The following is a 23,233-nucleotide window of genomic DNA, read 5'->3' on the forward strand; positions in this document are numbered from 1 at the left end:
TTTTTTACATATTCTCCCCCATTTTTCTTTTTTGGGGACAAATCCGGGACACTGAACTTCGATGGCAAATTTCACGCGACGCGAATCTGGAAAGTGGCAGGCAAAAGTCCGTCGTGATGGATGGCCCTCTCAAAGCAAAACGTTCGACACGAAGGCGGCAGCGGAGGCATGGGCGAGATCGGTGGAGCGTGAGATGGATACGGATTCGTTCATCTCCAGGAACGACGCCGAACGAACCACTTTCTTCGAAGCTGCTGAGCGCTACCGGACAGATGTACTCCCTTCAAAGCGAGGGAAGCAACAAGACGGCTACGTGCTCAAGCGCGTGACCGAAGAGTTTGGCTCGTACTCCCTTGCCGCCATCACGCCGGCCAAGCTGTCTGCGTACCGGGACGAGAGATTGAAGGCAGTAAGTCCACAGACCGTGCTGCATGAGCTGGGCATGGTCTCTCGGATCTTCAAGGCTGCCAAGCTGGACTGGAACATAGCCCTGCCCAAAGGAAATCCTGTCGAGGATGTTCGTAAACCCAGCCCGAACAACGACCGAACAAGAAGGCTCGAGAGTCTTGAAGAGGATCTTCTGCTGAATGCTTTGAAAGAGTGTGCCAGCGTGTGGCCACATGCTGCAGCAGTACTGGCCATGGAGACTGGGGCGCGCCAAAGTGAGCTGTTGTCTCTCAAATGGGAAGAAATCGACCTGGAGCAACGTGTTGCACGAATTCGTGGTCGGGATGGCGGAAAAACCAAAAACGGCGATGAATATCGAGATGCACCGCTTTCGAGGCGGGCTGTGGCTCTTCTCAACTCACTTCCCCAAGCTACACGAGGAAAAGTACTCCCACTTAGTCAGAACGCACTTCAGTTGTCTTGGGAACGGGCAGTGACTCGCGCAAGGAGAACCCATGTATTTGGATTGCTTCGTGAGCTACTCGAAAAGCACGGTGTCGACGAAAAAGCCCAAGAGCGCGAGATCACCGCACTGAAGTTCAAGAAGCGTGCACCCAGTGAGGCGACGATCAATCACCTTGCTGATATCGACAAACATGACAGGGTGATGGTCGACCTTCATTTCCATGACTTGCGTCATGAAGCCACCACGCGGCTCGCCGAGAAACTGGAAATGCATGAACTCATGAAGGTCACCGGCCACAAGACCACACGCATGCTTGCCAGGTATTACCACCCTCGAGCGGCTGATCTGGCCAAGAAGCTTGACTAGAAAGAAGCCTTTTGTCGTATAGGTGCGCGCGACTGAAAAGGTCAGGACGCTGTCGAACGGACTTTATTTTTTGGCGACATATCCCAAGCAGTCACCCGCCACTCACGTGAACGGCCAAAGGCAAAAACAGCATGACAATCCCGTCAATGCGTTTGCCCGCTAGCGCACATGGCGACGTGCATTGCACCCTAACAAACCCAAAAGGATAACGGTCATTCGCCTGATCAGTTTCTCTAGTAGCTCTTCGGAGCTACTAGTTTTTTATGGGCGACAGTTTTTTGTTCGAAACACAAAACTTCACCAAGACAGGTGAATGTTGGTCGATGAACAAGTTAGATGCTTCGCCTACAGCGTGAACCGGCACCATCGCGTTCTCCGAGGTTACAGCCACCCCTTGAAGCCATAGGTCAGGTCTGATGCTCACAAACCGTCACGATCAGGCTGAACGCCATGAGCAGTTCTTGCTTGAGCAGTGTGGGATCAGAAAGGGTGCTGTCTGACAACAGTGCTACCTCGTCCCGGACACGGTTGAGAAGCGGATCGAAAACTCTTTATTTTTCCAGCATATTGAGACTGCCATCTGATGGGTGAGGCACACCGCCTTCCGATCAAGAAGGCTGAGTCTCGAGTCCACGGATCCCCAAGCTGAAACCTTAAAGCGAGCAGGTTGGTACGGCTGGGTGCCTTTTTTCTGTAGATACATATCCCTCTCAGTCATGGCGATGTGCCTGACCTTTTAAAGGAAAAATCTACTTATGCGTATCAACACTGCTCAACGGACTGGTCTTGCTGATCTTTTCGAAAAGATTGCCACGGGTTTGGTCTGGGCCCTCTTCTTTATTATCTTCATCAATGAACAATTTTCATGGCTGAAAGTGGTTATAATTTCAACATTATCGTTAGCATCCATTGTTGTCTCAGTGTACCTGAGAGGTTTTGACAATGAAGACTGACATAGCCAACAGCTTGCATCAACATTTTCACCAAGGCAAGTATCATTAAATGTCGATCTTCACCAGATCAACATAGTTAGCAACCCAAAACCACGATTCGTCGTGGTTTTTTTATGCGCATATGGAAATGAAGAAAATCCCGCCGAAGCGGGATTGGGTTAACTAGCAGTTAGCTTTTCAAATGACTTGATTTCGCCATGAACAAAAATCAAGAAATCATCAACCTGTCCCAATAAATGAAAATATTCATCATCAAATAGTTGGCTGGTGGTTTTACAGAGCAGCAGAAGCTCTCTAAATCCCTTAACTCTCTGCTGTGACTCAAATAAACATCCCAGCAGATTCATTTGCATCACCACAGGATAGCCGTATTCACCATGCTGATGAAATTTTATTAACCCCTTCATGTCTTCAAGCGTTTCCGAAAGTTGGACGGGGTCGAGTGTGAGATCCATATCTTAATACCTTTGAAGTTAAACATATTCAACCGAATAGTCTCCTGCTTTTTTGGTAGCTCATCACAGAAAGTGACGTTCTACCGATGTTGCTCGGTGACTGCAGTGGATATGTGCACAACTCAAAAAGGCAAGAAGGTGGATCTATCCAGAACCCAAGGAAGCCATGTGGGGGTTTGGCTGGATCAAGAAGCTCAAGAGTTTGCGGAGCGGCCACACGGTGTGGAGTCTCCGCTCATGTTCGTTGCAGATGCTCTATGAACATGCGTCGCGTGGTCGGCGAGGAAAGAATGCGCCGCCAGGTGCATTCGGGGGCACCCGCCTTGCGGGGGGCGGCAGCCCGGTCGTAGACCTGTGCGGAGGGCACCCGGCCCACCGGGGAGGCGGGAGCCTCGTCCGAAGGACTGCTGTGCGCCGCTTCGCGGCTACCTGGGAGGTTTCCGATGTGCGGAGCACAGGCGCCAGCCCGAGCACGGCAGTGCGCAGTCGGTAAACCTCCCAGGTAGCCGCGAAGCGGCGCACAGGTGTTGGGGATGGGTGGGGAGCCGCCGCATGGCGGGGAGGGATAGGGGCGAAGCCACTGCCCCTCCCGCGCAGGCGCAGCCGAAGCGCTGGGGGGCCGCGTAGCGGGGAGCGCAGCTCCCGCCGCAGGCGCGGACTTATTTTTTGTCGCACATATCCCCCGTGCACACATCTCAAAGTCTGTCCAAGTGCGCCTCATAGTGGGTGCAAATCAACTTGGATAGTGCGGGACATAGTGCTAGCGGAATCAATGTCTCCCACTATTTAACGAACTATGAACATCAAAGAACCGGAAGAAGAATTCAACAGGACCTCAATTGCAAGAGCTGTTTTAAGGGAACGACTAAAAGGGCAAACAACCCTTGAGAGAGGAAGAGAAAGGACACAAACAGCACTAAGCTGGATGTACAGGTGGGGATGGGCAAGCTCCACGACGTTAGAAATTTTAGTTGGATCCAAAAGATCAGGACTGGCATCTCGCCTAGTTAAGAACAAGTTGGCAGTCGTCACAAAGACGAACAGTCGGCGGAACGAGAAATATCTGCCGGGTTCTTTTTTGACGTTGACACAAGATGGCAAGCACATGGTTGAGATCAATCGGATGGAGCCGCTGCAATATGAGCATCGTCCAGATCGGATCAACCAGAACACTTTGCTGCACAACGAGATGGTGCAACGCTTCACAGCAGAGCACTTAGTCTCAGGTGAGATTTCGGATTATTGGTCAGAGAAGGAAATGAAGGCAAAGAGTCAGAATGGGGTAAAGCACCCCGATGCTGTGTGGCTTTATTCCTCGGGATTGAAAGTGTCTATCGAGGTTGAACTTTCACCCAAGTGGGAGCGAGATTTGGATGTCTTTGTTTATTCAACGTTACTCTCATTGAGGACAACAAATGGGTCCGCTAGATTTGACAAGATGCGCTTGATAACAGATGCTCCAGCGATTCTCAAGCGATATAAAGAAGCTTTTAAGCCAGGTGCCAATTTTTGGATTTGGAGAAAAAACGATTCTGGACGCTGGATTGCTGAAGACGAGCTGACCGTGCCGGCTTGGACGCCAGAACGAATAGACTGGAAGCTCGTATAGAACGGTTCTAATTTTTGGTTTTCGCAATGATCGAGGTCCGCCCCAGCTGTAGCCTGCTTTACAGCTGGGGCGGAACACCAGGAACGTGGTCGGTGTCGGAGGCAGCTGAGGTCACCGAGGTTAGTAAAACGGGGACACTTGATGCGTAGCGAGGCCTGTTTATGCCCAGAAACTTCCACTGGGACATGCAAATAGCTCTCACCAAAGAAGGTTCAGGACATGTGATTTTGGAAGACCAATCCGCATTCACCTTTGATTTCAAAGGAGAAATTACCGCTGCTGCGATGAATGCCACTACACCACCCTGTAGAGTTGGCGATGCACTCGGCCGGTGACTTGCGGTGCAGAAGGTGCGGCCACTCGAGGTTAGTAAAACGGGGACACTTGATGCGTAGCGAGGACTGTTTCTGCCCAGAAACTGCCATGGGGACATGCAAATAAAATTCTCACCAAAGAAGGTTCAGGACATGTGACTTTGGAGGACCAATCCGCATTTACCTTTGATTTCAAAGGAGAAATCACCGCTGCTGCGATGAACGCCACTACACCCCCCTGTGGAGTGCGCAATGCACTCGGCCGGTGATTTGCGATGCAGAAGGTGCGGCTAGTTGGGGTTAGTAAAACGGGGACACTTGCATTTTTCGGGAAGTGCACACAGAGAGCCTCACAGTCGCTGGCGCCTAGTGAAAACATTTTTTGCTATGCGAACCCAGGCGCACAACCGCATCCGTCGTGGACTGAAGGCCTGGCCCAATAGGTCGTTCTAGGGCCACCCCAGCCCAAAGGGCATAGAGATCGTCAGTTGCGCTGCTTTCGATTGGTTGGTGTGCGAACGAAACGGTCGCTGGCGACGCATTACTCGAGCGCCCCTCGATTGCAGTGTCTCTACCGGTGAACGCGATTTCAGATCACCAGTTGGCCAGTCGTTACAGAGGGCTCGATCGTGGCCTCCATACCCGCTGTGAACTGGAGGTAGTCGGCCTCCATGCCGTCCGAGAAGATGATCCCGTTGTCCGACATGCGCGATCGGACCTTAAGCGGCTCGCCGACCTGCACCCGCCCGTAGACCAGCGTGGCTTGCGCGGTCCGCGTCGGAAACGGCTCCCGCACGGCAAACACCAGAGCCCGCTCTTCCCACGGCATGGGCTGATAGACCTCCTCCGACGATTGCGTGCCCAACGTGCGCGCAATCGCCAACGAACCCGTCACGATGCTCTTGAGCCAAGCGGTGGAGCCCAGTCCTGTCGACACGATCAAGCCCGAGGAGGACTGGAACTCGGTCTTCGATCCATGCGAGAGGTCGTAGAGCGCCGAGGTGTGGCCGCGGGGACCGATGAAGAGATCGTTCACGGCGCGCAGCACCTGCCCGTCGCTCAAGCGCGCTTCGGCCATCGTCACCGAGCGGGTGTCTCGCTGGTCCGCGGCCACGCCTGGCAAGACCGCACCCAGGTCGTCCGGCCGAAACGGCAACAACACACCGTCCCAGCGCGAAGGCTCCGGATTGAGGCCCACCAGCGGTTGACCCTCCAGGTACTTCATGGTGTTGGCCACCAGGCCATCCTGCCCCAGCGCCACCACGATGTCTGTGGGTGCGAAGACGAAGTTGGCCAGCAGCGACCGGTCCACGATCTGATAGCGGCCCCAGGTTTGCAGGGCCTGCACCGTCACCCGCAGGCTGGCCGCGTACGCCTCGCTCTCTTTGAGGTAGTCCGTGAAGTCCGCCCCCAGGTGCTCGACGTAGAACTTGGCCTGTCCGAGCGTGTTGTAGCGGGCGATCAGCTGGTCCAGCCGGGTGCGGCGCGTCACCAGCACCACCCGCCGGTCCCCCAGTCCGACTGCCCCGCTCACACCGGCCTCCGTGCCACCACCGACCCAGTCCCGACACCCGCACCCACACCGGCGCCCATCAGCGAGTTGAGCAACTCGGGCGACATGTTCAGCTGCCCTATCCGCTCGGCCCGCTCGGCGATGCCGCCGAACGCCTGTGCGATCAACTGACCAGGCTGCATGCCCACGGCCGCCAAGGCCTGTACCACGCGGGGATCGGCCTTCTCCAGGGCGTCCATCACCGCGCGCACCTTGTGCGCCTGCGCCTCGGCCTCCTGGCGTGTGTTCTGTGCCTCGCTGGTGACAAATTCCTTGCGCTGGTTCTCCAGCACGATGTCGGCGCTCATCTGCTCCGCCCGCAGCTCGTTCTGGCGCCGCATCGCCGCGGCCTTAGCCTCCATCTGGGTTTCCTGGATTTCGCGTTTCTTCACCTCTACCGCGATCTCCGTGTCCAGCTCGTTCTGCCGGATGGCCCGCTCGTTCTGCACACCGGCCATGCGGCGCTGGGAGATGGCGTCATCGGCGGCCTTCAGGTTGGCCTCGCGGGCCTCGGCCTCCAGCGCCCGGGCGATGTCGGGCGTGGGCTTGATAGCCACCACCGCCACACCCAGGATCTCCAGACCCAGCGCCTTCACCTCGGGCTGGTTGCCCAGCTGTTCCTGGGCGGCACGCGCCACCTCGGCCGTGGCCTTGAGTGCATTGCGAAGCGGCAGCGCCTGGATCACCTGCTGCACGATGGCGCGCACCTGCATCACGACCCGGTCCTGGAGGCGCTCGGGGTCGTCCGAGGCGTAAGTGACGCCATCAGGTTCCATTGAGAAATCCATCATTTTGTAGATGCGGCTTGGGTCACCCACCCGGTAGGTGACTTCACCCTGAACCGTGACCCCCTGGAAATCGCTGGTGACCAGGTCGAGCATGAAGCCGGCGTCGCGGCTGGCGATCGGCACCGCGACCAGCGAGGTGGTGGGTGCGTAGTAGAAAAACGAGAGGCCCGCCCCCTGGCGCACGAGCTTGCCGCCACGGAACTGCATGAGGTGGGTGGTGGGCTGCGATTTGATGAACTGGATGCCAAGCATTTGGAGCTCCTTTTTAAGTTGCACAGTACAACCTTTAATGGGTTGTATAGTACAACTCAAACAGGAGATGTCAACCATGGCCACCAAAAAACCCACGGCACGCCCATCGGTACCCGCCTTCGAACGCCCGCTGGTCACGGTCGACGTGGTGATCTTCACGGTGATCGACGAGCAGTTGAAGGTGCTTCTCGTGCGCCGTCTCGATGCCGCTGGAGATCCTCACCCCGGGCGCCTGGCCCTGCCGGGCGGATTCATCAACGTGGACGTCGATGCGAGCCTGCACGACTGCGCGCTGCGCAAGCTGGGGGAGAAGACCGGGCTCCAAACCCCCTACCTGGAGCAGCTGGGCAGCTGGGGCAGCGCCACGCGCGATCCTCGGGGGTGGTGCGCCACGCATGTCTATTTCGCTCTGGTGCCACCGCCCGAGACCGGTGAGGAAACGGGATCGAAGGCACCGCCCGTATCGGAATGGGTCGAGGTCGACACGGCCCTGCGCAAGCGCCTCGCCTTCGACCACGCAGAGATCCTGGCGGCGGCCGTGGAGCGACTGCGCGGCAAGGTGGAGTACACCTCGCTTCCGGCCTTTCTGTTGCCGGAGCCTTTCACGCTGCCGCAGCTGCAACGAACCTACGAGATCGTGCTGGGCAGGCCCATGGACAAGAGCGCGTTTCGCAAGCGCATGCTGGATGCGCAGTTCCTGATCGAGGCGGGATCCATCGCTGGTGATGCCGGCCGCGCAGCCATGGGCTACCGCATCCTGGACCGCGAGCGGGCGGCGGTGTTTCCGCGAACGTTCCGCTCTGTCGAAGTGTTATCCACCAAGGACTGACATGCGCACCAAGCTCCTGATCATCGATCCCCAAAACGATTTCTGCGACATCGACGGCGCGGCGCTGCCGGTGGCGGGTGCCAACACCGATCTCACGCGCCTGGCCGGCTTCATCAAGACGAACCAGGGCCGCATCAGCGACATCACGGTCACACTGGATTCGCATGCGAGTGTTGCGGTCGAACGCACCACGTTCTGGCTCGGCCGGGACGGACAGCCCATTGCGCCCTTCACCTTCATCACGGCTGCGGATGTGTTCGCCGGTGCCTACCGTCCCAGAGATGCCGGCTTGACCAGGCAGGTCGTCGCCATGCTCGAACAACTGGCCGGGGCAGGCAAAGGCGGGATGGTGGTCTGGCCGGTGCACTGCGTCACGGGCACCTGGGGTCACAACATCCACAGCGATGTGGCCCGTGCCCTCGCGGCCTGGGAAATGACCCACCAACGTGCCGTTGCCAAGGTGCTCAAGGGCGAGTACCCGTTGACCGAGCACTTCGGGGTGTTCGAAGCCGATGCTCCCGTGCCGTCGGTCCCGGGCACCCAGTTCAACACGGCACTGGCCACCTCGCTGGCCGACGGTGCCGATGTCATCGCGATCGCGGGTCAGGCTTCGAGCCACTGTGTGGCCGCCAGTTACGACCAGTTCATGCGCTTCCTGGCCGGTGCGCCGGCTCTGACGCCGAGAGTGGTCCTGCTGCGGGACTGCATGAGTCCGGTGCCGGGCTTCGAAAAGCTGGCCGATGCCCTGTTCGCGCGAGCCCGCGCAGCCGGCACCGTCGTGATGACGGCCGACGAATTCGCACAATCCATTTCATGACGCACGGACACGACGGGGAGACCACAGTGAACACGCACCACACACCAGCGCAGGAAGTCGGAGCGGACTTTGTACCGGTCGTGACCTCACTGCTGGGGACCGACCTTTACAAGTTCACCATGTTGCAGCCCATGCTGCACTCGATGCCGGCCAACCAGGCCGAGTACCGTTTTGTGTGCCGCAACGAAGCCACCTACCCGTTGAGTGAGATCCGGGACGAGGTGGAGCGACAGATCGAGCACCTATGCACGCTGCGCTTCTCCGAGGAAGAGTTGCAGTACCTGGGCGGCCTGCGGTACATGAAGTCCGACTTCATCGACTTTCTGCGCATCTTCCGAATCCAGCAACGCTACATCTCGGTGACGGCCAGCGGTGATGGGCTGAGCATCGTGGCCAAGGGTCCCCAGATCCACGTCATGCTGTTCGAGATCTTCGTGCTCGCCATCGTCAACGAAATCCACTTCCGACGCCTGGCCACACCGGACGTGATCGAAGAAGGCCGTCGGCGTCTGCAGGACAAGATCGCCCTGCTGCGGATCGGCGCGCGGGACCTTCAGCGCCAGCACCCGTTCGAATTCTTCGACTTCGGTGTGCGCCGGCGCTTCTCGGCGGCCTGGCAAGAGGAGGTGGTCGCGACCCTCGCGCGTGAGGTGCCCGAGTTCTTCAAGGGCACCTCCAACGTTCACCTGGCGAAGAAGTACGGCCTGGTGCCCATCGGCACCATGGCGCACGAATACCTCCAGACCTTCCAGGCGACGGGCGTTCAGCTCAAGGGCTTTCAAAAGGCGGCCTTTGAGAACTGGGTGCAGGAGTACCGCGGTGACCTGGGCGTGGCCTTGACCGATGTGGTGGGCATGGACGCGTTCCTGGCCGACTTCGACCTCTATTTCGCCAAGCTGTTCGACGGGCTGCGCCACGACTCGGGTGACCCTATCGTGTGGGGAGAGAAGGCATTGGCGCACTACGCGCGCCTGAAGGTCAATGCGCACAGCAAACGGCTGGTGTTCTCCGATGGCCTGGACCTGCCGGCAGCACTCAGCCTGTATGGTCGTTTCGCCGATCGCATCCAGACCGGCTTTGGCATCGGCACGAACCTCACCAACGACGTGGGTTTGACGCCGCTGAACATCGTGATGAAGCTGGTGAGCTGCAATGGCCAACCCGTGGCCAAGCTCTCCGACTCGCCGGGCAAAACCATCTGCGACGACGAGACATTTCTGGCCTACCTGCGTCAGGTGTTTCGCATCGAGGGCTGAGACAAGCAGCTGATCAAATTGTCGAATCTCATAACGGCTGGAGATCTTGGCTACCCGCACCGGCTGTTTCAAAAGCTTCAGACTGACGGCTGTAGCCCACCCTTGGAAGGTGAGAGACAGCAGTGCCAGCGATTGCTGCCTTTGGCTCAGTCGGGTTTCAAACGCACTCCATGCCAAAAGCGGTCACTCTTCAGCGTCTTCTGGACGGCTGCTTGCGGACAAAGCTGTCGTAAAAGGCGATCCGTTGCATTGAGATTTCTGGGTGGGTCAAGTTGACTCCTGAACCTTGGAGGGTATGCGCGGTCGTCGCATCAATCGGTAAACCACCGGCACCACCAACAAGGAGAGCAACGGCGCGCTGATCATCCCGCCGATCATTGGGGCGGCAATGCGCTGCATGACCTCGCTGCCGGTGCCCATGCCCCAGAACAGGGGCAACAACCCGGCCACGATGGTGGCCACCGTCATGGCCTTGGGCCGCACGCGAAGCACCGCGCCTTCGCGGATCGCCTCCAGCAGCGAAGGCTCGTCATTGCGCCCGGCGTCCAGCCGCTCCTGCCAGGCCTGCTTGAGGTAGATCAGCATGATCACGCCGAACTCGGCCGCCACACCGGCCAGCGCAATGAAGCCCACCACGCTGGCCACCGACAGGTTGTGCCCGAGCAGCCAGAGGAACCACACCCCACCCACCAGCGCGAACGGCAGCGTCGCCATGATCAGCAGCGCTTCGTCGAAGCGGCGAAAGATCAGATACAGCAGCACGAAGATGATCAGCAGCGTGACCGGCACCACCAGCTTGAGCTTGGCCGTGGCGCGCTCGAGGAACTCAAACTGGCCCGACCACGACACCGAGTACCCGGCGGGCAACACCACCTGCTGCGCCACCGCGCGCTGCATGTCCAGCACCGCGCCGCGCAGGTCGCGCCCGCGAATGTCCACGTACACAAACCCGGCCAGGCGCGCGTTCTCGCTGCGCAGCATGGGCGGCCCATCAGAAATGCGAAGGTCGGCGACATCAGACAACACCAGGCGCTGGCCGCCGGGCGCCACGATGGGCAGTGCGCGCAGCTCAGGGAGTGAGTCGCGCAGCTCGCGCGGGTAACGCAGGTTGATCGGGAAACGTTGCAGGCCCTCCACCGTCTCGCCGATGTTCATGCCACCCACGCCGCCAGCCACGATGTCCTGCACGTCGGCGATGTTCAGGCCGTAGCGCGCAGCGTCCGCGCGGCGGATCTCCACGTCGATGTAGCGCCCGCCCGTGAGGCGCTCGGCCAGTGCGCTGCTCACGCCGGGCACGTCCTTCACGGCTCTCTCGATCTCGCCGGTGAGGCGGTCGATGGTGGTCAGGTCGGGCCCGGCCACCTTCACGCCCACGGGGCTCTTGATGCCGGTGGCCAGCATGTCGATGCGGTTGCGGATCGGGGGCACCCAGATGTTGGAGAGGCCAGGCACACGCACCGTGCGGTCGAGCTCTTCGATCAGGGCCTCGGGCGTAAGGCCAGTGCGCCACTCGTCTCGCGGTTTGAACTGGATCGTGGTCTCGAACATCTCCAGCGGCGCCGGGTCGGTGGCGGTCTCGGCGCGTCCGGCCTTGCCGTACACGCTCTGCACCTCCGGAATGGTCTTGATCAGGCGGTCGGTCTGCTGCAACAGCTCGGCCGCCTTGGACGCAGAGAGCCCAGGCAGCGCGGTGGGCATGTAGAGCAGGTCGCCCTCGTCCAGCGGCGGCATGAACTCGCTGCCCAGCTGGCGCAGCGGCCAGATGCTGACCACCAGCACCAGCGCTGCCACCACCAGCGTGAGCTTCGGTGCTTTCAGCACAGCATCCAGCACCGGGCGGTACAAGGCGATGAGAAAACGGTTCAGCGGGTTGGCCGTCTCCGCCGGTATGCGCCCGCGAATCAAATAGCCCATGAGCACCGGGATCAGCGTCACGGCCAGGCCGGCAGACGCCGCCATGGCGTAGGTCTTGGTGAAGGCCAGCGGCGCAAACAAACGGCCCTCTTGCGCCTCCAGCGTGAACACCGGAATGAAGCTCAACGTGATGATCAGCAGCGAGAAAAACAGCGCCGGCCCCACTTCGGCCGCGGCGTCGCCGATCACACGCCAGCGCGGCTCACCCTGCAGTGTCTGGCCCGGGTGCTGGTGCGCCCAGCGCTCCAGATGCTTGTGGGCGTTCTCGATCATCACGATGGCTGCGTCCACCATGGCGCCGATGGCGATGGCGATGCCGCCCAGCGACATCACGTTGGCATTGATGCCCTGCTGCTGCATCACGATGAAGGCCATCAACACGCCCAGCGGCAGCGACACGCTGGCCACCAGCGCACTGCGCAGGTGAAACAAAAAGGCCAGACACACCAGCGCCACGACGATGAACTCCTCCAGCAGCTTTTCACCGAGGTTCTTCACCGCGCGTTCGATCAGGCCTGAACGGTCGTACACCGGCACGATCTCCACGCCCGCCGGCAGGCTGCGCTGCAGCTCGGCCAGCCGCGTCTTCACCGCTTCGATGGTCTGCAGCGCGTTCTTGCCGGATCGCATGACCACCACGCCGCCCACGGCCTCGCCCTCGCCGTTGAGCTCGCCGATGCCTCGCCGCATCTCGGGCCCGGTCTGCACCCGCGCCACGTCGCCCAGGCGCACCGACACACCAGCGCTGCTGGTGATGAGCGGGATGGCGCGGAAGTCGTCCAGCGTTTTCAGGTAGCCGCTGGCGCGCACCGCGTACTCGGCCTCGCCCAGCTCCAGCACCGAGCCACCGGCCTCCTGGTTGCCGCGCGCCACCGCCTCGGCCACCATCGCTTGCGTCACACGGTAGGCGGCCATCTGGTCGGGGTCCAGCACGATCTGGTACTGCTTGACCATGCCGCCCACGCTCGCCACCTCGGCCACGTCGGGCACGGTCTTGAGCTCGAAGCGCACGAACCAGTCTTGCAGGGCCCGCAGCTGCGCCACGTCCTGCCCGCCCGTTCGGTCGATCAGGGCGTATTGGTAGATCCAGCCCACGCCGGTGGCGTCGGGCCCGATGCTGGAGGTGGCGCCGCGCGGCAGGCGCGCCTGCACTTGGTTGAGGTACTCCAGTACGCGCGAGCGCGCCCAGTACGGGTCCACATCATCTTCAAACAGCACATAGACGAAGCTGTCGCCAAACATCGAGAAGCCGCGCACCGCGCGCGCGCCCGGCACCGAGAGCATGGTGGTGGTCAGCGGGTAGGTGACCTGGTTCTCCACGATCTGTGGCGCCTGACCGGGCCAGGTGGTGCGGATGATGACCTGCGTGTCGGAGAGGTCGGGCAATGCGTCCAGCGGCGTGCGCTGCAGGGCCACCACGCCCCAGGCGCTCAGCAGTGCGGTGGCCAGCAGCACCAGGAATCGGTTGGCAATGCTCCAGCGGATCAGGCCGGCGATCATTTGCCGACCTCCGGCGCCACGCGCTGCAGGCTGGTGATGCGCGGAAAATCGCCCTCCTGCATCTCGAACTCGATCTGCAGGCGGTCACCGGCTTCCAGGTTGCGTGGCTGCTGCGCGCGGGGCGGCAGTTTGAAGTCCATCTGCATCTGCGGCCATTTCAGCGCCGCAATGGGCGGGTGCGTGAGCGTGACCGTGTCGCCGCTGAGCGCGTCGATCACCGCGTCGGTGGTGTAGCGCTGAGCTGTGGACGCAGGCTCCTGGTTGAGCCGCGCCTCCAGCCCGCGCAGGCTGGCTTCGGAGTCAATCAAAAACTGGCCTGAGAGCACCACGCGCTGCCCCATCTGAAGCCCCGCGCTGATTTCGGTCTGGCCGCCCACCTCCAGGCCTGCAGTCACCTCCACCGGGCGGAAACGTCCGCCGTCTTCGGCCACCATCACCACACTGCGCCGCCCGGTGTGAATCACAGCGTCGCTGGGCACCAGCAGCGTGGCCGCGGCCTTGGGGCGGTCCAGCCGCATGCTCACCAGCATGCCTGGCACCAGCCGCCCCTGTGGGTTGGCCAGCTCGACCCGCGCGCGGATGGTGCGCGTGACCGCATCCACCTCGGGCAGCAACGCCTGCACCTGGCCCTCGAAGGTCTGCCCCGGCGCGCCTGGGCTGGTGGTGCGCACGCGTGCACCGGATTGCAACAGCGCGGCCTGGCTCTCGGGCACCGCTCCCTCGGCCCACACCGTGCGCGTGCCCTGCAGGCGCATCAGCGTCATGCTCGGCATCACGGTGGCGCCCTCGCGCACCATGAGCTCGCTCACGATGCCGGCGATGGGCGCGGTGAGCGTGAAGCGCGGCTGAACCACGCTCGATGCCACCACGCGCTCAATGTGCGCGGGCGTCATGCCGGCCTGGCGCATGCGCTGGCGCGCCGCATCCTGCAGTGAGTCGGTGCCTTCACCGCTCAGGCGCGCCAGCGCCAGGTATTCCTCCTGCGCGGCCACCCAGTCGGGCACGTACAGCTCGGCCAGCGGCGCGCCGACAGCCACGCGGTCCAGGGCGGCTTTCACATGCAGCTTCTCCACAAAACCCATGGCGCGCGAACTCAACACCACCTGTTCGCGCTCGTTCCAGGCCACGTTGCCGACCGCCGTCACCTCGGACACCAGCGAGCCTTCAACCACCGGCGCCGTGCGCAGCCCCAGGTTCTGCTGGATGCGCGGGCTCACGCTGACGCTGCTGGCATCCGCCGCACCGCTGCCGGCGTAGCGCGGCACCAGCATCATGTCCATGAACGGCGACTTGGCCGGTGCCTCGAAGTTCTTGCCCGGCACCATGGGGTCGTGGTAGTTCAGGATTTGCCGGCCCGTGGCCGGGTCCACGTCCCCCGCCTTGAGCGATTCGCGGATGTGCCGGCGCGTGGCTTCTTCGCCTTGCGGGATGGTCCACAGCGAAGGGTCGTCGCTGGTGCTGGTTGGCGTTGACGCAGACGACCCGCCTGCTTGCGAGGTGGTTCCCATGCCCTGCCGCATGCCCAACCACCACGCGCCAGCGCCCACAGCAATAAGCGCGGCCACAGCAGCAAGTGCGACGAAAGATGTTTTTTTGTTCATGGCTTCACTCCAGTGGAGCTGTCGGGGATGAGGTATTCGAGTTGAGCCCACAGGCCAGAGGTTTCACGCTCCAGCGCCAGGCGTTCGAGCGCGAGGTTCAGTGCGTCGCGTCGCGCCTGCAGCACCGGGCCCAGGCCTTCGCGCCCGCCCCGGTACGCCGCCAGTGCGGCATCCACGCGCTGTGTGGCCAGCGGCTGGCGCTGCGCATCCAGGTAGGCCAGCCGGTCCAGCCCGGCGCGCCAGTCCTGCTGCCAGCGCTGCACTTGCAGCACACGCTCGCGCGTCTGCTCTTCGCGCTCTGCCTCCAGTTCGTTCACGCGCGCCAGGCGCGCGGCGAGCTCGCGCTGCTGGCGCTGCGGCTTGTCCCACTGCAGCGGCACCGACACGCCGATCGACACCATGTTGGAGAACGCCGAGCCGCGCTGGCTGAACATGATCTCGGCGCTCCAGTCGGGCTTGAGGTCCTGGCGGGCCACTTCGGCCTCGGCGCGGGCCACGGCTTCGCGAGCCTGCAGCGCAACGAGATCGGGCAGGTTGCGCAATGGGTCCGCTTCACCCACCGCTGCGGTGATCTGCCGCATGGGCGGTGGATCGGCCAGCGGCTGGTCCGGCGGCCCACCGGTGAAGCGCGCCAGCGTGAGGCGGGCGTTGGCGCGCTCGGCCTGCGCGCCGATCAGGCCTTGCTCCAGCTGGGCCAGCGCCTCGCGCGCGCTGAAGGCATCGGCCGTGGAGCCTCGCCCACCCCGCAGGGCTGCCTCGGTTGTCTGCACCAGCACGCGCGCCTCGGTGATCTGCGCCTGCAGCAACCCAATGCGTTGCTCTTGCATGCGCCGCTCCAGCCAGGCCTGCGCCGCTTCGGTCTGCAGCACGGCTACACGCTGTGCTCGTTCGCTCAACGCCACGTCGGCCTCGCGCTCGAATCGCTCACCCCGGGCGCGGCGCTTGTCCGCGTTGGGCAGGGTCTGCATGAGCGCGATGGAGCGCATGGTCATGAAATCGCGTGTGGTGCTGAAGCGCTCAGGTCCGTCCACCGGCAGGTTGTCCAGCGACAGGCGCAGCACTGGGTCGGGCCGCTGCGCTGCCGCCACCGCCATCTCGCGTGCGCCTTGCGCGGCGGCGGTTGATGCGTCGAGGCTGCGCGAGTGGGCCAGGGCTGCGCTCACCGCAGCGCTCAGGCTCAGGGGTTCATCGGCGGCAGCGGGTGTGACCAGCACAAGCAGGCCAGCGAGGGCCAGCACGGCGCGTGCAAGAAAAAGCGAAGGGTGTTCCATGTCTGAGCTCCGGAGCAGGCACGCCCGGGCTCAAAAGCCCTGACAGCGCGCGACAGCAGCGCCACCGCCGGGTGGGCTGCGCAGTGCGGGGAATCAGACGGAAGTTGGGGGGCGCCAGAGGCGCGAAGTCGCGCCCGGGGGAAGGCTGCGCCAGGCCGGCGCTTCAGGGTCCTGGGTGACCGAGGTCTGGGCCACGAGGGATGGGAAAGACGGCAAGGCTGCGGCGGGCACGACGCAACTCTGAATACTCTTGCAGGGCTGGCCCGTGCTCTCAAAGGTGGCCATGTCGTTGCAGCAATCGTCCATGGCCTCGGCCAGGGACTCTGCCATCCCGTCAACTTCATCCGCCATGGCCATCATGCCCTGCATGGGGCATGGCGCGGCAACGCCCTGCACTGCCGCAAATCCCTGCAGGGGAAGCAGCAGACACAGGACGAGGGCGAGCAAGCGGCGCATAGCTGGATTCTATGGCGCGCAGACTGACTGCGCTTGCCTGATTGGAGAGCCTGCCCAAACAAGGCACCGTAGACTGTTCAGCGAGAGCCAATCTGTGCTTGGAGGCCAACGTGGACATTGCTGCACATGCGCTGTGGGCGGGAGCGGGCGTCGTCCTGCTGTTACGCCATCGGCCAATACCCGTTGCAACTGGTCTTGCCACTGCCGCAATGGCGGCGTTGCCGGATCTGATGCACATGTTGCCTGTGGCGGCGTGGGCTCTCTTCAACGGGCTGCCGGCCGAGTTCATAACCTATGTCCGAGCGCTGCCGGAAAGGGTGCAGCCTTTACCCGAGAGCGTGGAACTGTGGTCGCACCATCTCCACTGCATCTTTCACAGCGGGGTGATCGCCATGGCAGTGACGTTGGTCGCTTGGCGATGGTCTCGTGTCTTCTGGCTGCCGTTGGCTGGATGGTGGTCGCACATCCTCATTGATGTGTTCACCCACTCGGACGACTTCTTTCCGTCTCCAGTCCTCTACCCGCTCACCTACCGAGGATTTGATGGCGTTGCCTGGAACACGCCTTGGTTTGTCGTCGCCAACTACTCGGCGCTCGCGCTCGTCTGTGTTTGGCTGTTGGCGACGCGAAGAGAACGAGACCCATGAGAGCCCGGAAACTGCAGGCAGAACCGCGTTGTTCCCTCCGACGAAGTAACCGACGCGCTTCCGCCGTGAGCAAGCATGATGGCCTTGGTAATGGCCAGACCCAGGCCAGCACCATCGGATGAGGGATGCGCGCGCGCCTTGTCCACGCGATAGAAGCGATCAAACAGGCGCGGCAGGTCGGCGGCATCGATCGGATCGCCCGTGTTGGTGACACAAAAGCTGGTGCCATTCATCTGGGTCTCGACAGTCAGCGCAACATCGGTACGAGGGTGGGCGTGCCGCAGCGCATTGGACAGCAAGTTGCTGATGGCTCGCCGAATCATCAGTCGATCACCCACCACGCTACCCGCTCCCACCACCCGAAGGCGAAGTTCTTTGTCCTCGGCAACCGCATCGTAGAAATCCAGAAGGCTCTTCGCCTCGTCTTCGAGTGCGACGTCCTCGCGATTCGGAAGCTGGATGCCGTGGTCCGTCTTGGCAAGAAACAGCATGTCGGACACCATGCGCGCCAAGCGCTGAAATTCCTCGGCGTTGGAGGCGAGGATGTCGCGGTAGGTTTCTGGATCGCGATGCTGCGAAAGCGACACCTGGGTCTGCGTCAGCAGGTTACTGATGGGCGTACGCAGTTCGTGGGCGATGTCGCTTGAGAATTCCATTAGCTTCGCAAAATCCTGCTGCAGCCGCTCCAGCATGGCGTTGAGGCTGTGGGCCAGCTCCGCCATCTCCACAGGCACAGCGTCGATCGGCATGCGCTCGTCGAGCTTGTGGGCCGTGACCTTGAGCGCGCGCTCTCTCATGGTCCGCAGCGGGGCCAGACCGCTGCGGGCTGCCCACCACCCCAGGAGGCCGCTGAGCAGGGTGGCCAGGACGACATAGATCGCCAACTGCTGACGCAGCATCTGCATGAAATGGGTGTGGTGTTGCGTATCCAGCGCAAGTGTCAGGCGCATGGTCTGACCTGGACTGCTCAATCCGCCGGGCATCTGCGCTGTGGAAAGCTGCGTGCTCATACCTCGTAGTTGTCGCTCACCATCGGTCCAGTCCATGGGCTGATCTGCGGCGCTTCGTGCAGCGAGTTCTGCTGGAAATGTGATGCCGCCTTTTCCAAACAGCTGTTCGTCACCGCGCGTGATTGAGATGAAAAGGCCTTGGTGGCTGTTGAGCGATTCATCCAGCTTGGCCGCGAGTTCAGCTGGCTCTGGCGTTTCATCGACGATCTTCTCGATGAGCTGCACCTTGTCCAGCAGGTAGTCGCGGTCAAGGTCAATGAAGTGCAAATGGGTGGACCACGCCACCAGGACACCAAGGCCCAGCAACACTACAGCCGATACCAGGGTGTACAGAAAGGTGAGTCGTGCGGTGAGGGTCAAGCGCCGGATCATCAGGGGTGCTCCGGCACTTCCAGCACGTAACCCATGCCTCGCACCGTCTGCAACAGGCGGCACTCAAACCCGTCGTCCACCTTGACACGTAGCCTGCGCATGGCCACCTCGATGACGTTGGTGTCGCTGTCGAAGTTGACGTCCCACACCTGGGAGGCGATCAGCGAGCGTGGCAACACCTCACCCTTGCGGCGCATCAGCAATTCGAGCAATCCGAACTCCTTGGCGGTCAGGTCGATGCGCTTGCCCGCGCGGGTGACCCGACGGCGCAGCAAGTCCAGCTCCAGATCCGCGACCTGCAGGGTGGTGGGCTCCATACCCGAGCGCCCACGGCGCAAGATGGTGCGCACCCTGGCCAACAGCTCAGAGAACGAAAACGGCTTGACCAGGTAGTCGTCCGCTCCGAGCTCCAGACCCTTGACGCGGTCGTCCACATGGTCCTTGGCGGTCAAGAACAGCACCGGCATCTCCCGGCCTTGGGCACGCAGACCTCTGAGCACCTGCCAGCCGTCCATGCCGGGCAGCATGACGTCCAGAATGATGAGGTCGTGGTCGCCCTCCAGCGCCTGGTGCAATCCGTCCACACCGTTGTTGAGCAGCTCTACCGCGTAGCCCGCCTCGCGCAGTCCCATGCACAGGTACTCACCCGTTTTGCGTTCGTCTTCAACAATCAAGATTTTCACGTTCACTCCTGCGGCGATTTTGACTGCCAGCGGCCATCTGCAACCGAACCTGACAACTTTGTAATGAAACCGACAGGTTCGTGACGGGTGGCCTTTTGCACACTGCCTCCTGCTTGAAACAGTTGAACAGGAGCAAATCAGTGATTCATCGACGTTACCCTTCCTCCGCACTGCGGGCCATCGTTCTGGGCGTGCTGGCGCTCCCCATGGTCGTTTCCGCCCAGATCGCACCGGCCCCTCCTGAGAAAAACTGGCGCGAAGCCAACGACGCCGTTGGGCAGTTCAAACGCGGCCATGCCGACATCCTCAAGTGGGAAAAAGAGAACGTTCCCGCTGCAGCAGGTCAGGAGTTGGCGTCTCCCAGCCTGAGCCTCATGACGGCGGAAGACGCCGTGCGTCAGGCCTGGCGGGCCCACCTGGATTTGGTCAAACCCATGAACAGGATCGGTACGGCCAACGTGGATTTGATTGCCAAAGGCCAGTGGGCCGAGCTTGATCCCATCCATCAGCGCAGGGTAGACGACATGGACGAGCTGCTGGAAGTCGCCGCTCAAGGTCGCAAGGCGTGGTTTCAGGCAGTGGCTGCGCGCCAGGTTCTCAAACAGCACCGCGATGCGCTCGACGCCGCCGAGGCCGGCAACGAGCTGGGTCGCCGCATGGTGAGTGTGGGCAATTGGAGCAAGCTCCAGCAGGCCCAGGTTCAACTGGCTCAGTCATCCGCCAAGATGAACGTGCGACGCGCACAGAACGCCGCCGCGCAGGCCGAAGCCTCACTCATCAAAACGTTGGGCCTCACCGGCATGCACAGCGCTGTTGCGCTGCCTGACCGTTTGCCCGATGTGCCGGTCCAAGCCTTGTCGCCGCAAGTGCTGGACGAGCGCGCTGCGGCCATTGCTGCACAACTGCCGCGCGCCGAGGGCATGCGCAATGGCGCCAACGCCCGCCTCGCTCGCCAGGCCTACCTCTCCAGCCACGCCCTGGCTGTGAGTGCGCGCGAAGAAGTGCTGAAAGTTCGAGAGTTCATCACCGAAGAAACCGTTCTTCACTACAACGGCATGCTCAAAAGTGTGTGGGACTTGTTGGGTGAGGTTTCCAGCCAGTCACAAGCGGTGGCCAGCGCCATCGAGGCGCAGCGGGACTTCTGGATTGCAGAGACCGATCTGCAGTGGGTCCTTCAAGGCGGTGCGCCCGACAGCTTTGTCTCTCTGGGCGGCGGCGGCGGTGAGCCCGCTGCCGCCGCTGGCCACTGATCGCATCGAACGCATAGAAAGAAAACCAACATGAGTCTCCTCAATTCACGTCGTCAGTTTTTCGCGGGTGCTGCCGCTTCGGTGGCTGGGCTGGCGGTTGCGCGATCTGCCATGGCCGCTTTGCCCGAGCCTGTCTACCAAACGTCTGTGGACACAGCGCCTCCATTGGTGCCCACCACCGGTCGACCCTACAACCCGGTGGTCACGCTCAACGGCTGGACCCTGCCGTGGAAGATGAACAACGGCGTCAAGGAATTCCATCTGGTGGCAGAACCCGTGGTGCGCGAGGTCTCGCCGGGCTTCAAGGTCAATATGTGGGGTTACAACGGCCAGAGCCCGGGCCCGACCATCGAGGTGGTCGAGGGCGACCGCGTGCGCATTTTCGTCACCAACAAGCTGCCCGAGCACACCACCATCCACTGGCACGGCCAGCGCCTGCCAAGCGGCATGGACGGTGTGGGTGGCCTCAACCAGCCTGCCATCCCCGTGGGCAAGACCTTCGTCTACGAATTTGAAGCGCGCCGCCCGGGCACCTTCATGTACCACCCGCATGCGGACGAAATGGTCCAGATGGCCATGGGCATGATGGGCATGTGGGTCACCCACCCCAAGGGCAAGCATCCCCACATCAGTGAGGTGGATCGTGACTTCTGCTTCCTGCTCAACGCGTTCGACATCGAGCCCGGCAGCAAGACGCCCAAGATCGCCACGATGACCGACTTCAACATCTGGTGCTGGAACAGCCGGGTGTTCCCCGCCATCGACACGTTGAACGTGCGACTGAACGATCGCGTGCGCATTCGTGTCGGCAATCTCACCATGACCAACCACCCGATCCACCTTCACGGTCACGAGTTTTTGGTGACTGGCACCGACGGTGGCCCGACGCCACCGAGCACGCGCTGGTATGAAGTGACCACCGACGTGGCCGTGGGACAGATGCGCCAGATCGAGCTGATTGCCGACGAGGAAGGCGATTGGGCCATGCACTGCCACAAGAGCCACCACACCATGAACGCCATGGGCCACGACGTGCCCACCATGATCGGTGTGGACCACCGAGGCCTTGTCAACAAGATCCAGAAGGTGGTGCCCGACTACATGCTGATGGGCGAGCGCGGCATGGCCGACATGGGTGAAATGCAGATGCCCATTCCGGACAACACCGCTCCCATGATGACGGGAACGGGCCAGTTCGGTCCGCTGGAGATGGGTGGCATGTTCACCGTGTTCAAGGTTCGCAAGGACCAGAAACCAGGCGACTACAAGGACCCGGGTCCGTACAAGTTCCCCGAAGGCACTGTTGCGCACGAATGGACCGGTGCGCCGTTGCCCGCCGTCAGGCCCAAGGTCAGTGCAGACACGGCACCCGCCACAGCAAAGGCGGTCAAGCCCAGCGGCTCCGCCATGAAGCATTGATCAAATCATTCGCGCCCCTCAACTCAACCATCGACAAGGAATCTCCACATGCACATCACCAAAACCCTGATCGTGTCCGCCATGCTGGCGGCCGCAACGTCTTCATTTGCTCATGGCGACAAGGAACACGCCAAAGGAGCAGCGCCCATGAAAATGGAACAAAAAGATTGGGGCATCGGCGGTCACTCGAACGCCGTCAAGCGCACCGTGGAAATCAGTATGACCGACAACATGCGCTTCACACCCGATCTCGTTGAGGTCAAACAGGGCGAAACAATCAGGTTCGTGCACGTCAACGGTGGCAAGGTGATGCACGAGTTCGTCTTGGGAACCAAGAAAGAGCTCGATGAGCACGCTGCACTGATGAAGAAGTTTCCCAATATGGAGCACGATGAGCCCTACATGGCCCACGTAGGTCCTGGCAAAAAAGGAGAAATCGTCTGGAACTTCAACAAGGTCGGTGAGTTCGACTTCGCCTGCCTGCTGCCAGGCCACTACGAAGCGGGCATGGTCGGCAAAATCAAAGTCGTTGCCAAATAAGCCTCCCCGATCACGAGATCTCAATCAAGGAAACACATCATGAACAAATACACCCAAACCGTTGCGCAACTCCTCACCGCTGCCGCGCTCTCCCTGTCCTTGCCTTCGATGGCGCAAGCGGGTGCAGACCACAGCAAAATGGGAATGGATCACAGCAAGATGACCATGACAGCCACACCAGGCATGACCGACGGCGAAATTCGCAAGATCGACAAGGAAAACGGCAAGGTCACGATCAAGCATGGCGAGATCAAGCACATGGACATGCCTCCGATGTCCATGGTATTCAACGTCAAGGACAAGGCCATGCTGGACAAAGTCCAGGTGGGCGAGAAGATCCAGTTCATCGTCATTCAGGACGCCGGCAAGATGGTGGTCACCGATATCAAAGCGATGAAGTGATTTAACCAATCCGACCCTATGGGTCGGTTGTGGTCAAGGGATCGGTTGTGATGACCGATCCCTTTTTTGCATGGGCGACGTCCTCCCTGCTATGTGAAACCGGTCCGACACAGTCTCGCAACCA

20 protein-coding genes are annotated in these 23,233 nt (G+C 61.4%); 11 read left to right on the forward strand and 9 right to left on the reverse strand.

All coding sequences use genetic code 11. From position 1 onward, the window contains the following. Positions 1-193: 193 nt before the first annotated feature. The gene (locus ACTIEY_RS01705) at positions 194-1,219 is read left to right on the forward strand and encodes a tyrosine-type recombinase/integrase (protein ID WP_439517416.1); all 1,026 of its coding nucleotides are present in this window, start codon (positions 194-196) and stop codon (positions 1,217-1,219) included. A 1,111-nt stretch (positions 1,220-2,330) separates the two neighbouring features. Here ACTIEY_RS01705 and ACTIEY_RS01710 read toward each other — a convergent pair. Then, entirely contained in the window at positions 2,331-2,627 is a 297-nt protein-coding gene (locus ACTIEY_RS01710) for a hypothetical protein (RefSeq protein WP_137919463.1), read from the reverse strand. Between the two features lie 796 nt (positions 2,628-3,423). Between ACTIEY_RS01710 and ACTIEY_RS01715 the strand changes: the two genes are divergently transcribed. Together ACTIEY_RS01715 and ACTIEY_RS01720 are read left to right on the forward strand one after the other, a co-directional pair. After that, positions 3,424-4,236 (forward strand): hypothetical protein, encoded by an 813-nt coding sequence (locus tag ACTIEY_RS01715; protein WP_137919462.1) that lies wholly within the window; start codon positions 3,424-3,426, stop codon positions 4,234-4,236. Positions 4,237-4,421: 185 nt separating this feature from the next. After that, positions 4,422-4,571 (forward strand): hypothetical protein, encoded by a 150-nt coding sequence (locus tag ACTIEY_RS01720; protein ID WP_171020016.1) that lies wholly within the window; start codon positions 4,422-4,424, stop codon positions 4,569-4,571. A 568-nt stretch (positions 4,572-5,139) separates the two neighbouring features. Here ACTIEY_RS01720 and ACTIEY_RS01725 read toward each other — a convergent pair. Together ACTIEY_RS01725 and ACTIEY_RS01730 are read right to left on the reverse strand one after the other, a co-directional pair. Continuing rightward, positions 5,140-6,084, reverse strand: coding sequence for a sugar kinase (locus tag ACTIEY_RS01725; RefSeq protein WP_137919461.1), 945 nt, complete (start codon positions 6,082-6,084; stop codon positions 5,140-5,142). Further along, positions 6,081-7,142 carry an SPFH domain-containing protein gene (locus ACTIEY_RS01730; protein ID WP_439517417.1) on the reverse strand — a complete coding sequence of 354 codons (1,062 nt, stop codon included), beginning with the start codon at positions 7,140-7,142 and terminating at the stop codon, positions 6,081-6,083. The genes ACTIEY_RS01725 and ACTIEY_RS01730 overlap by 4 nt, the downstream gene beginning before the upstream one ends. A 76-nt stretch (positions 7,143-7,218) precedes the next feature. Here ACTIEY_RS01730 and ACTIEY_RS01735 point away from each other — a divergent pair, with 76 nt between their 5' ends. From ACTIEY_RS01735 to pncB, 3 genes are read left to right on the forward strand one after another with little or no spacing between them, the layout of a single operon-like run. Then, positions 7,219-7,971, forward strand: coding sequence for an NUDIX hydrolase (locus ACTIEY_RS01735; RefSeq protein ID WP_137919459.1), 753 nt, complete (start codon positions 7,219-7,221; stop codon positions 7,969-7,971). A 1-nt stretch (position 7,972) separates the two neighbouring features. After that, positions 7,973-8,788: an isochorismatase family protein gene (locus tag ACTIEY_RS01740; protein ID WP_137919458.1), complete on the forward strand. Its 816-nt coding sequence runs from the start codon at positions 7,973-7,975 to the stop codon at positions 8,786-8,788. Then, the gene (pncB, locus tag ACTIEY_RS01745; protein ID WP_137919457.1) at positions 8,785-10,044 is read left to right on the forward strand and encodes a nicotinate phosphoribosyltransferase; all 1,260 of its coding nucleotides are present in this window, start codon (positions 8,785-8,787) and stop codon (positions 10,042-10,044) included. The genes ACTIEY_RS01740 and pncB overlap by 4 nt, the downstream gene beginning before the upstream one ends. Before the next feature lie 267 nt (positions 10,045-10,311). Here pncB and ACTIEY_RS01750 read toward each other — a convergent pair whose 3' ends face one another. From ACTIEY_RS01750 to ACTIEY_RS01765, 4 genes are all read right to left on the reverse strand, one after another. After that, positions 10,312-13,458, reverse strand: a complete 3,147-nt coding sequence (locus ACTIEY_RS01750; protein WP_159604195.1) for an efflux RND transporter permease subunit — start codon at positions 13,456-13,458, stop codon at positions 10,312-10,314. Continuing rightward, complete coding sequence (locus ACTIEY_RS01755) at positions 13,455-15,059, reverse strand: efflux RND transporter periplasmic adaptor subunit (RefSeq protein WP_159604197.1); 1,605 nt, start codon at positions 15,057-15,059, stop codon at positions 13,455-13,457. Before ACTIEY_RS01755 ends, ACTIEY_RS01750 begins: the two co-directional genes overlap by 4 nt. Next, positions 15,056-16,330, reverse strand: coding sequence for a TolC family protein (locus ACTIEY_RS01760; RefSeq protein ID WP_159604199.1), 1,275 nt, complete (start codon positions 16,328-16,330; stop codon positions 15,056-15,058). Before ACTIEY_RS01760 ends, ACTIEY_RS01755 begins: the two co-directional genes overlap by 4 nt. Positions 16,331-16,423: 93 nt before the next feature. After that, positions 16,424-16,786, reverse strand: a complete 363-nt coding sequence (locus ACTIEY_RS01765) for a hypothetical protein (protein ID WP_439517418.1) — start codon at positions 16,784-16,786, stop codon at positions 16,424-16,426. 110 nt (positions 16,787-16,896) lie between these two features. Between ACTIEY_RS01765 and ACTIEY_RS01770 the strand changes: the two genes are divergently transcribed. Then, the gene (locus ACTIEY_RS01770) at positions 16,897-17,433 is read left to right on the forward strand and encodes a hypothetical protein (RefSeq protein ID WP_439517419.1); all 537 of its coding nucleotides are present in this window, start codon (positions 16,897-16,899) and stop codon (positions 17,431-17,433) included. Here ACTIEY_RS01770 and ACTIEY_RS01775 read toward each other — a convergent pair. Continuing rightward, on the reverse strand, positions 17,370-18,803 hold the full coding sequence (locus ACTIEY_RS01775; RefSeq protein WP_328793964.1) for a heavy metal sensor histidine kinase: 1,434 nt from the start codon (positions 18,801-18,803) through the stop codon (positions 17,370-17,372). The genes ACTIEY_RS01770 and ACTIEY_RS01775 overlap by 64 nt on opposite strands. 11 nt (positions 18,804-18,814) lie before the next feature. Further along, a complete protein-coding gene (locus tag ACTIEY_RS01780; protein WP_159604205.1) occupies positions 18,815-19,498 on the reverse strand; it encodes a heavy metal response regulator transcription factor in 684 nt (227 codons plus the stop codon). Positions 19,499-19,638: 140 nt separating this feature from the next. Between ACTIEY_RS01780 and ACTIEY_RS01785 the strand changes: the two genes are divergently transcribed. Genes ACTIEY_RS01785 through ACTIEY_RS01800 form a run of 4 tightly spaced genes read left to right on the forward strand, consistent with a single transcriptional unit; the run spans position 19,639 to position 23,109 of the window. Then, positions 19,639-20,748 carry a hypothetical protein gene (locus tag ACTIEY_RS01785; protein ID WP_439517420.1) on the forward strand — a complete coding sequence of 370 codons (1,110 nt, stop codon included), beginning with the start codon at positions 19,639-19,641 and terminating at the stop codon, positions 20,746-20,748. Between the two features lie 30 nt (positions 20,749-20,778). Further along, complete coding sequence (locus ACTIEY_RS01790; RefSeq protein WP_159604209.1) at positions 20,779-22,167, forward strand: multicopper oxidase family protein; 1,389 nt, start codon at positions 20,779-20,781, stop codon at positions 22,165-22,167. A gap of 48 nt (positions 22,168-22,215) precedes the next feature. Further along, positions 22,216-22,707: a cupredoxin domain-containing protein gene (locus ACTIEY_RS01795; protein WP_159604211.1), complete on the forward strand. Its 492-nt coding sequence runs from the start codon at positions 22,216-22,218 to the stop codon at positions 22,705-22,707. Positions 22,708-22,746: 39 nt separating this feature from the next. Next, entirely contained in the window at positions 22,747-23,109 is a 363-nt protein-coding gene (locus ACTIEY_RS01800) for a copper-binding protein (RefSeq protein ID WP_201450009.1), read from the forward strand. Positions 23,110-23,233 lie beyond the last annotated feature (124 nt).

Source organism: Hydrogenophaga sp., assembly GCF_051858985.1.
In the GTDB taxonomy this organism is placed as follows: domain Bacteria; phylum Pseudomonadota; class Gammaproteobacteria; order Burkholderiales; family Burkholderiaceae_C; genus Hydrogenophaga.

Bases quoted from the DNA above. Each gene is read 5' to 3' on its own strand.
- ACTIEY_RS01705 (WP_439517416.1), top strand. From the start codon at position 194: ATGGATACGGATTCGTTCATCTCCAGGAACGACGCCGAACGAACCACT.
- ACTIEY_RS01710 (WP_137919463.1), bottom strand. From the start codon at position 2,627: ATGGATCTCACACTCGACCCCGTCCAACTTTCGGAAACGCTTGAAGAC.
- ACTIEY_RS01715 (WP_137919462.1), top strand. From the start codon at position 3,424: ATGAACATCAAAGAACCGGAAGAAGAATTCAACAGGACCTCAATTGCA.
- ACTIEY_RS01720 (WP_171020016.1), top strand. From the start codon at position 4,422: ATGCAAATAGCTCTCACCAAAGAAGGTTCAGGACATGTGATTTTGGAA.
- ACTIEY_RS01730 (WP_439517417.1), bottom strand. From the start codon at position 7,142: ATGCTTGGCATCCAGTTCATCAAATCGCAGCCCACCACCCACCTCATG.
- ACTIEY_RS01735 (WP_137919459.1), top strand. From the start codon at position 7,219: ATGGCCACCAAAAAACCCACGGCACGCCCATCGGTACCCGCCTTCGAA.
- ACTIEY_RS01740 (WP_137919458.1), top strand. From the start codon at position 7,973: ATGCGCACCAAGCTCCTGATCATCGATCCCCAAAACGATTTCTGCGAC.
- pncB (WP_137919457.1), top strand. From the start codon at position 8,785: ATGACGCACGGACACGACGGGGAGACCACAGTGAACACGCACCACACA.
- ACTIEY_RS01750 (WP_159604195.1), bottom strand. From the start codon at position 13,458: ATGATCGCCGGCCTGATCCGCTGGAGCATTGCCAACCGATTCCTGGTG.
- ACTIEY_RS01755 (WP_159604197.1), bottom strand. From the start codon at position 15,059: ATGAACAAAAAAACATCTTTCGTCGCACTTGCTGCTGTGGCCGCGCTT.
- ACTIEY_RS01760 (WP_159604199.1), bottom strand. From the start codon at position 16,330: ATGGAACACCCTTCGCTTTTTCTTGCACGCGCCGTGCTGGCCCTCGCT.
- ACTIEY_RS01765 (WP_439517418.1), bottom strand. From the start codon at position 16,786: ATGCGCCGCTTGCTCGCCCTCGTCCTGTGTCTGCTGCTTCCCCTGCAG.
- ACTIEY_RS01790 (WP_159604209.1), top strand. From the start codon at position 20,779: ATGAGTCTCCTCAATTCACGTCGTCAGTTTTTCGCGGGTGCTGCCGCT.
- ACTIEY_RS01795 (WP_159604211.1), top strand. From the start codon at position 22,216: ATGCACATCACCAAAACCCTGATCGTGTCCGCCATGCTGGCGGCCGCA.
- ACTIEY_RS01800 (WP_201450009.1), top strand. From the start codon at position 22,747: ATGAACAAATACACCCAAACCGTTGCGCAACTCCTCACCGCTGCCGCG.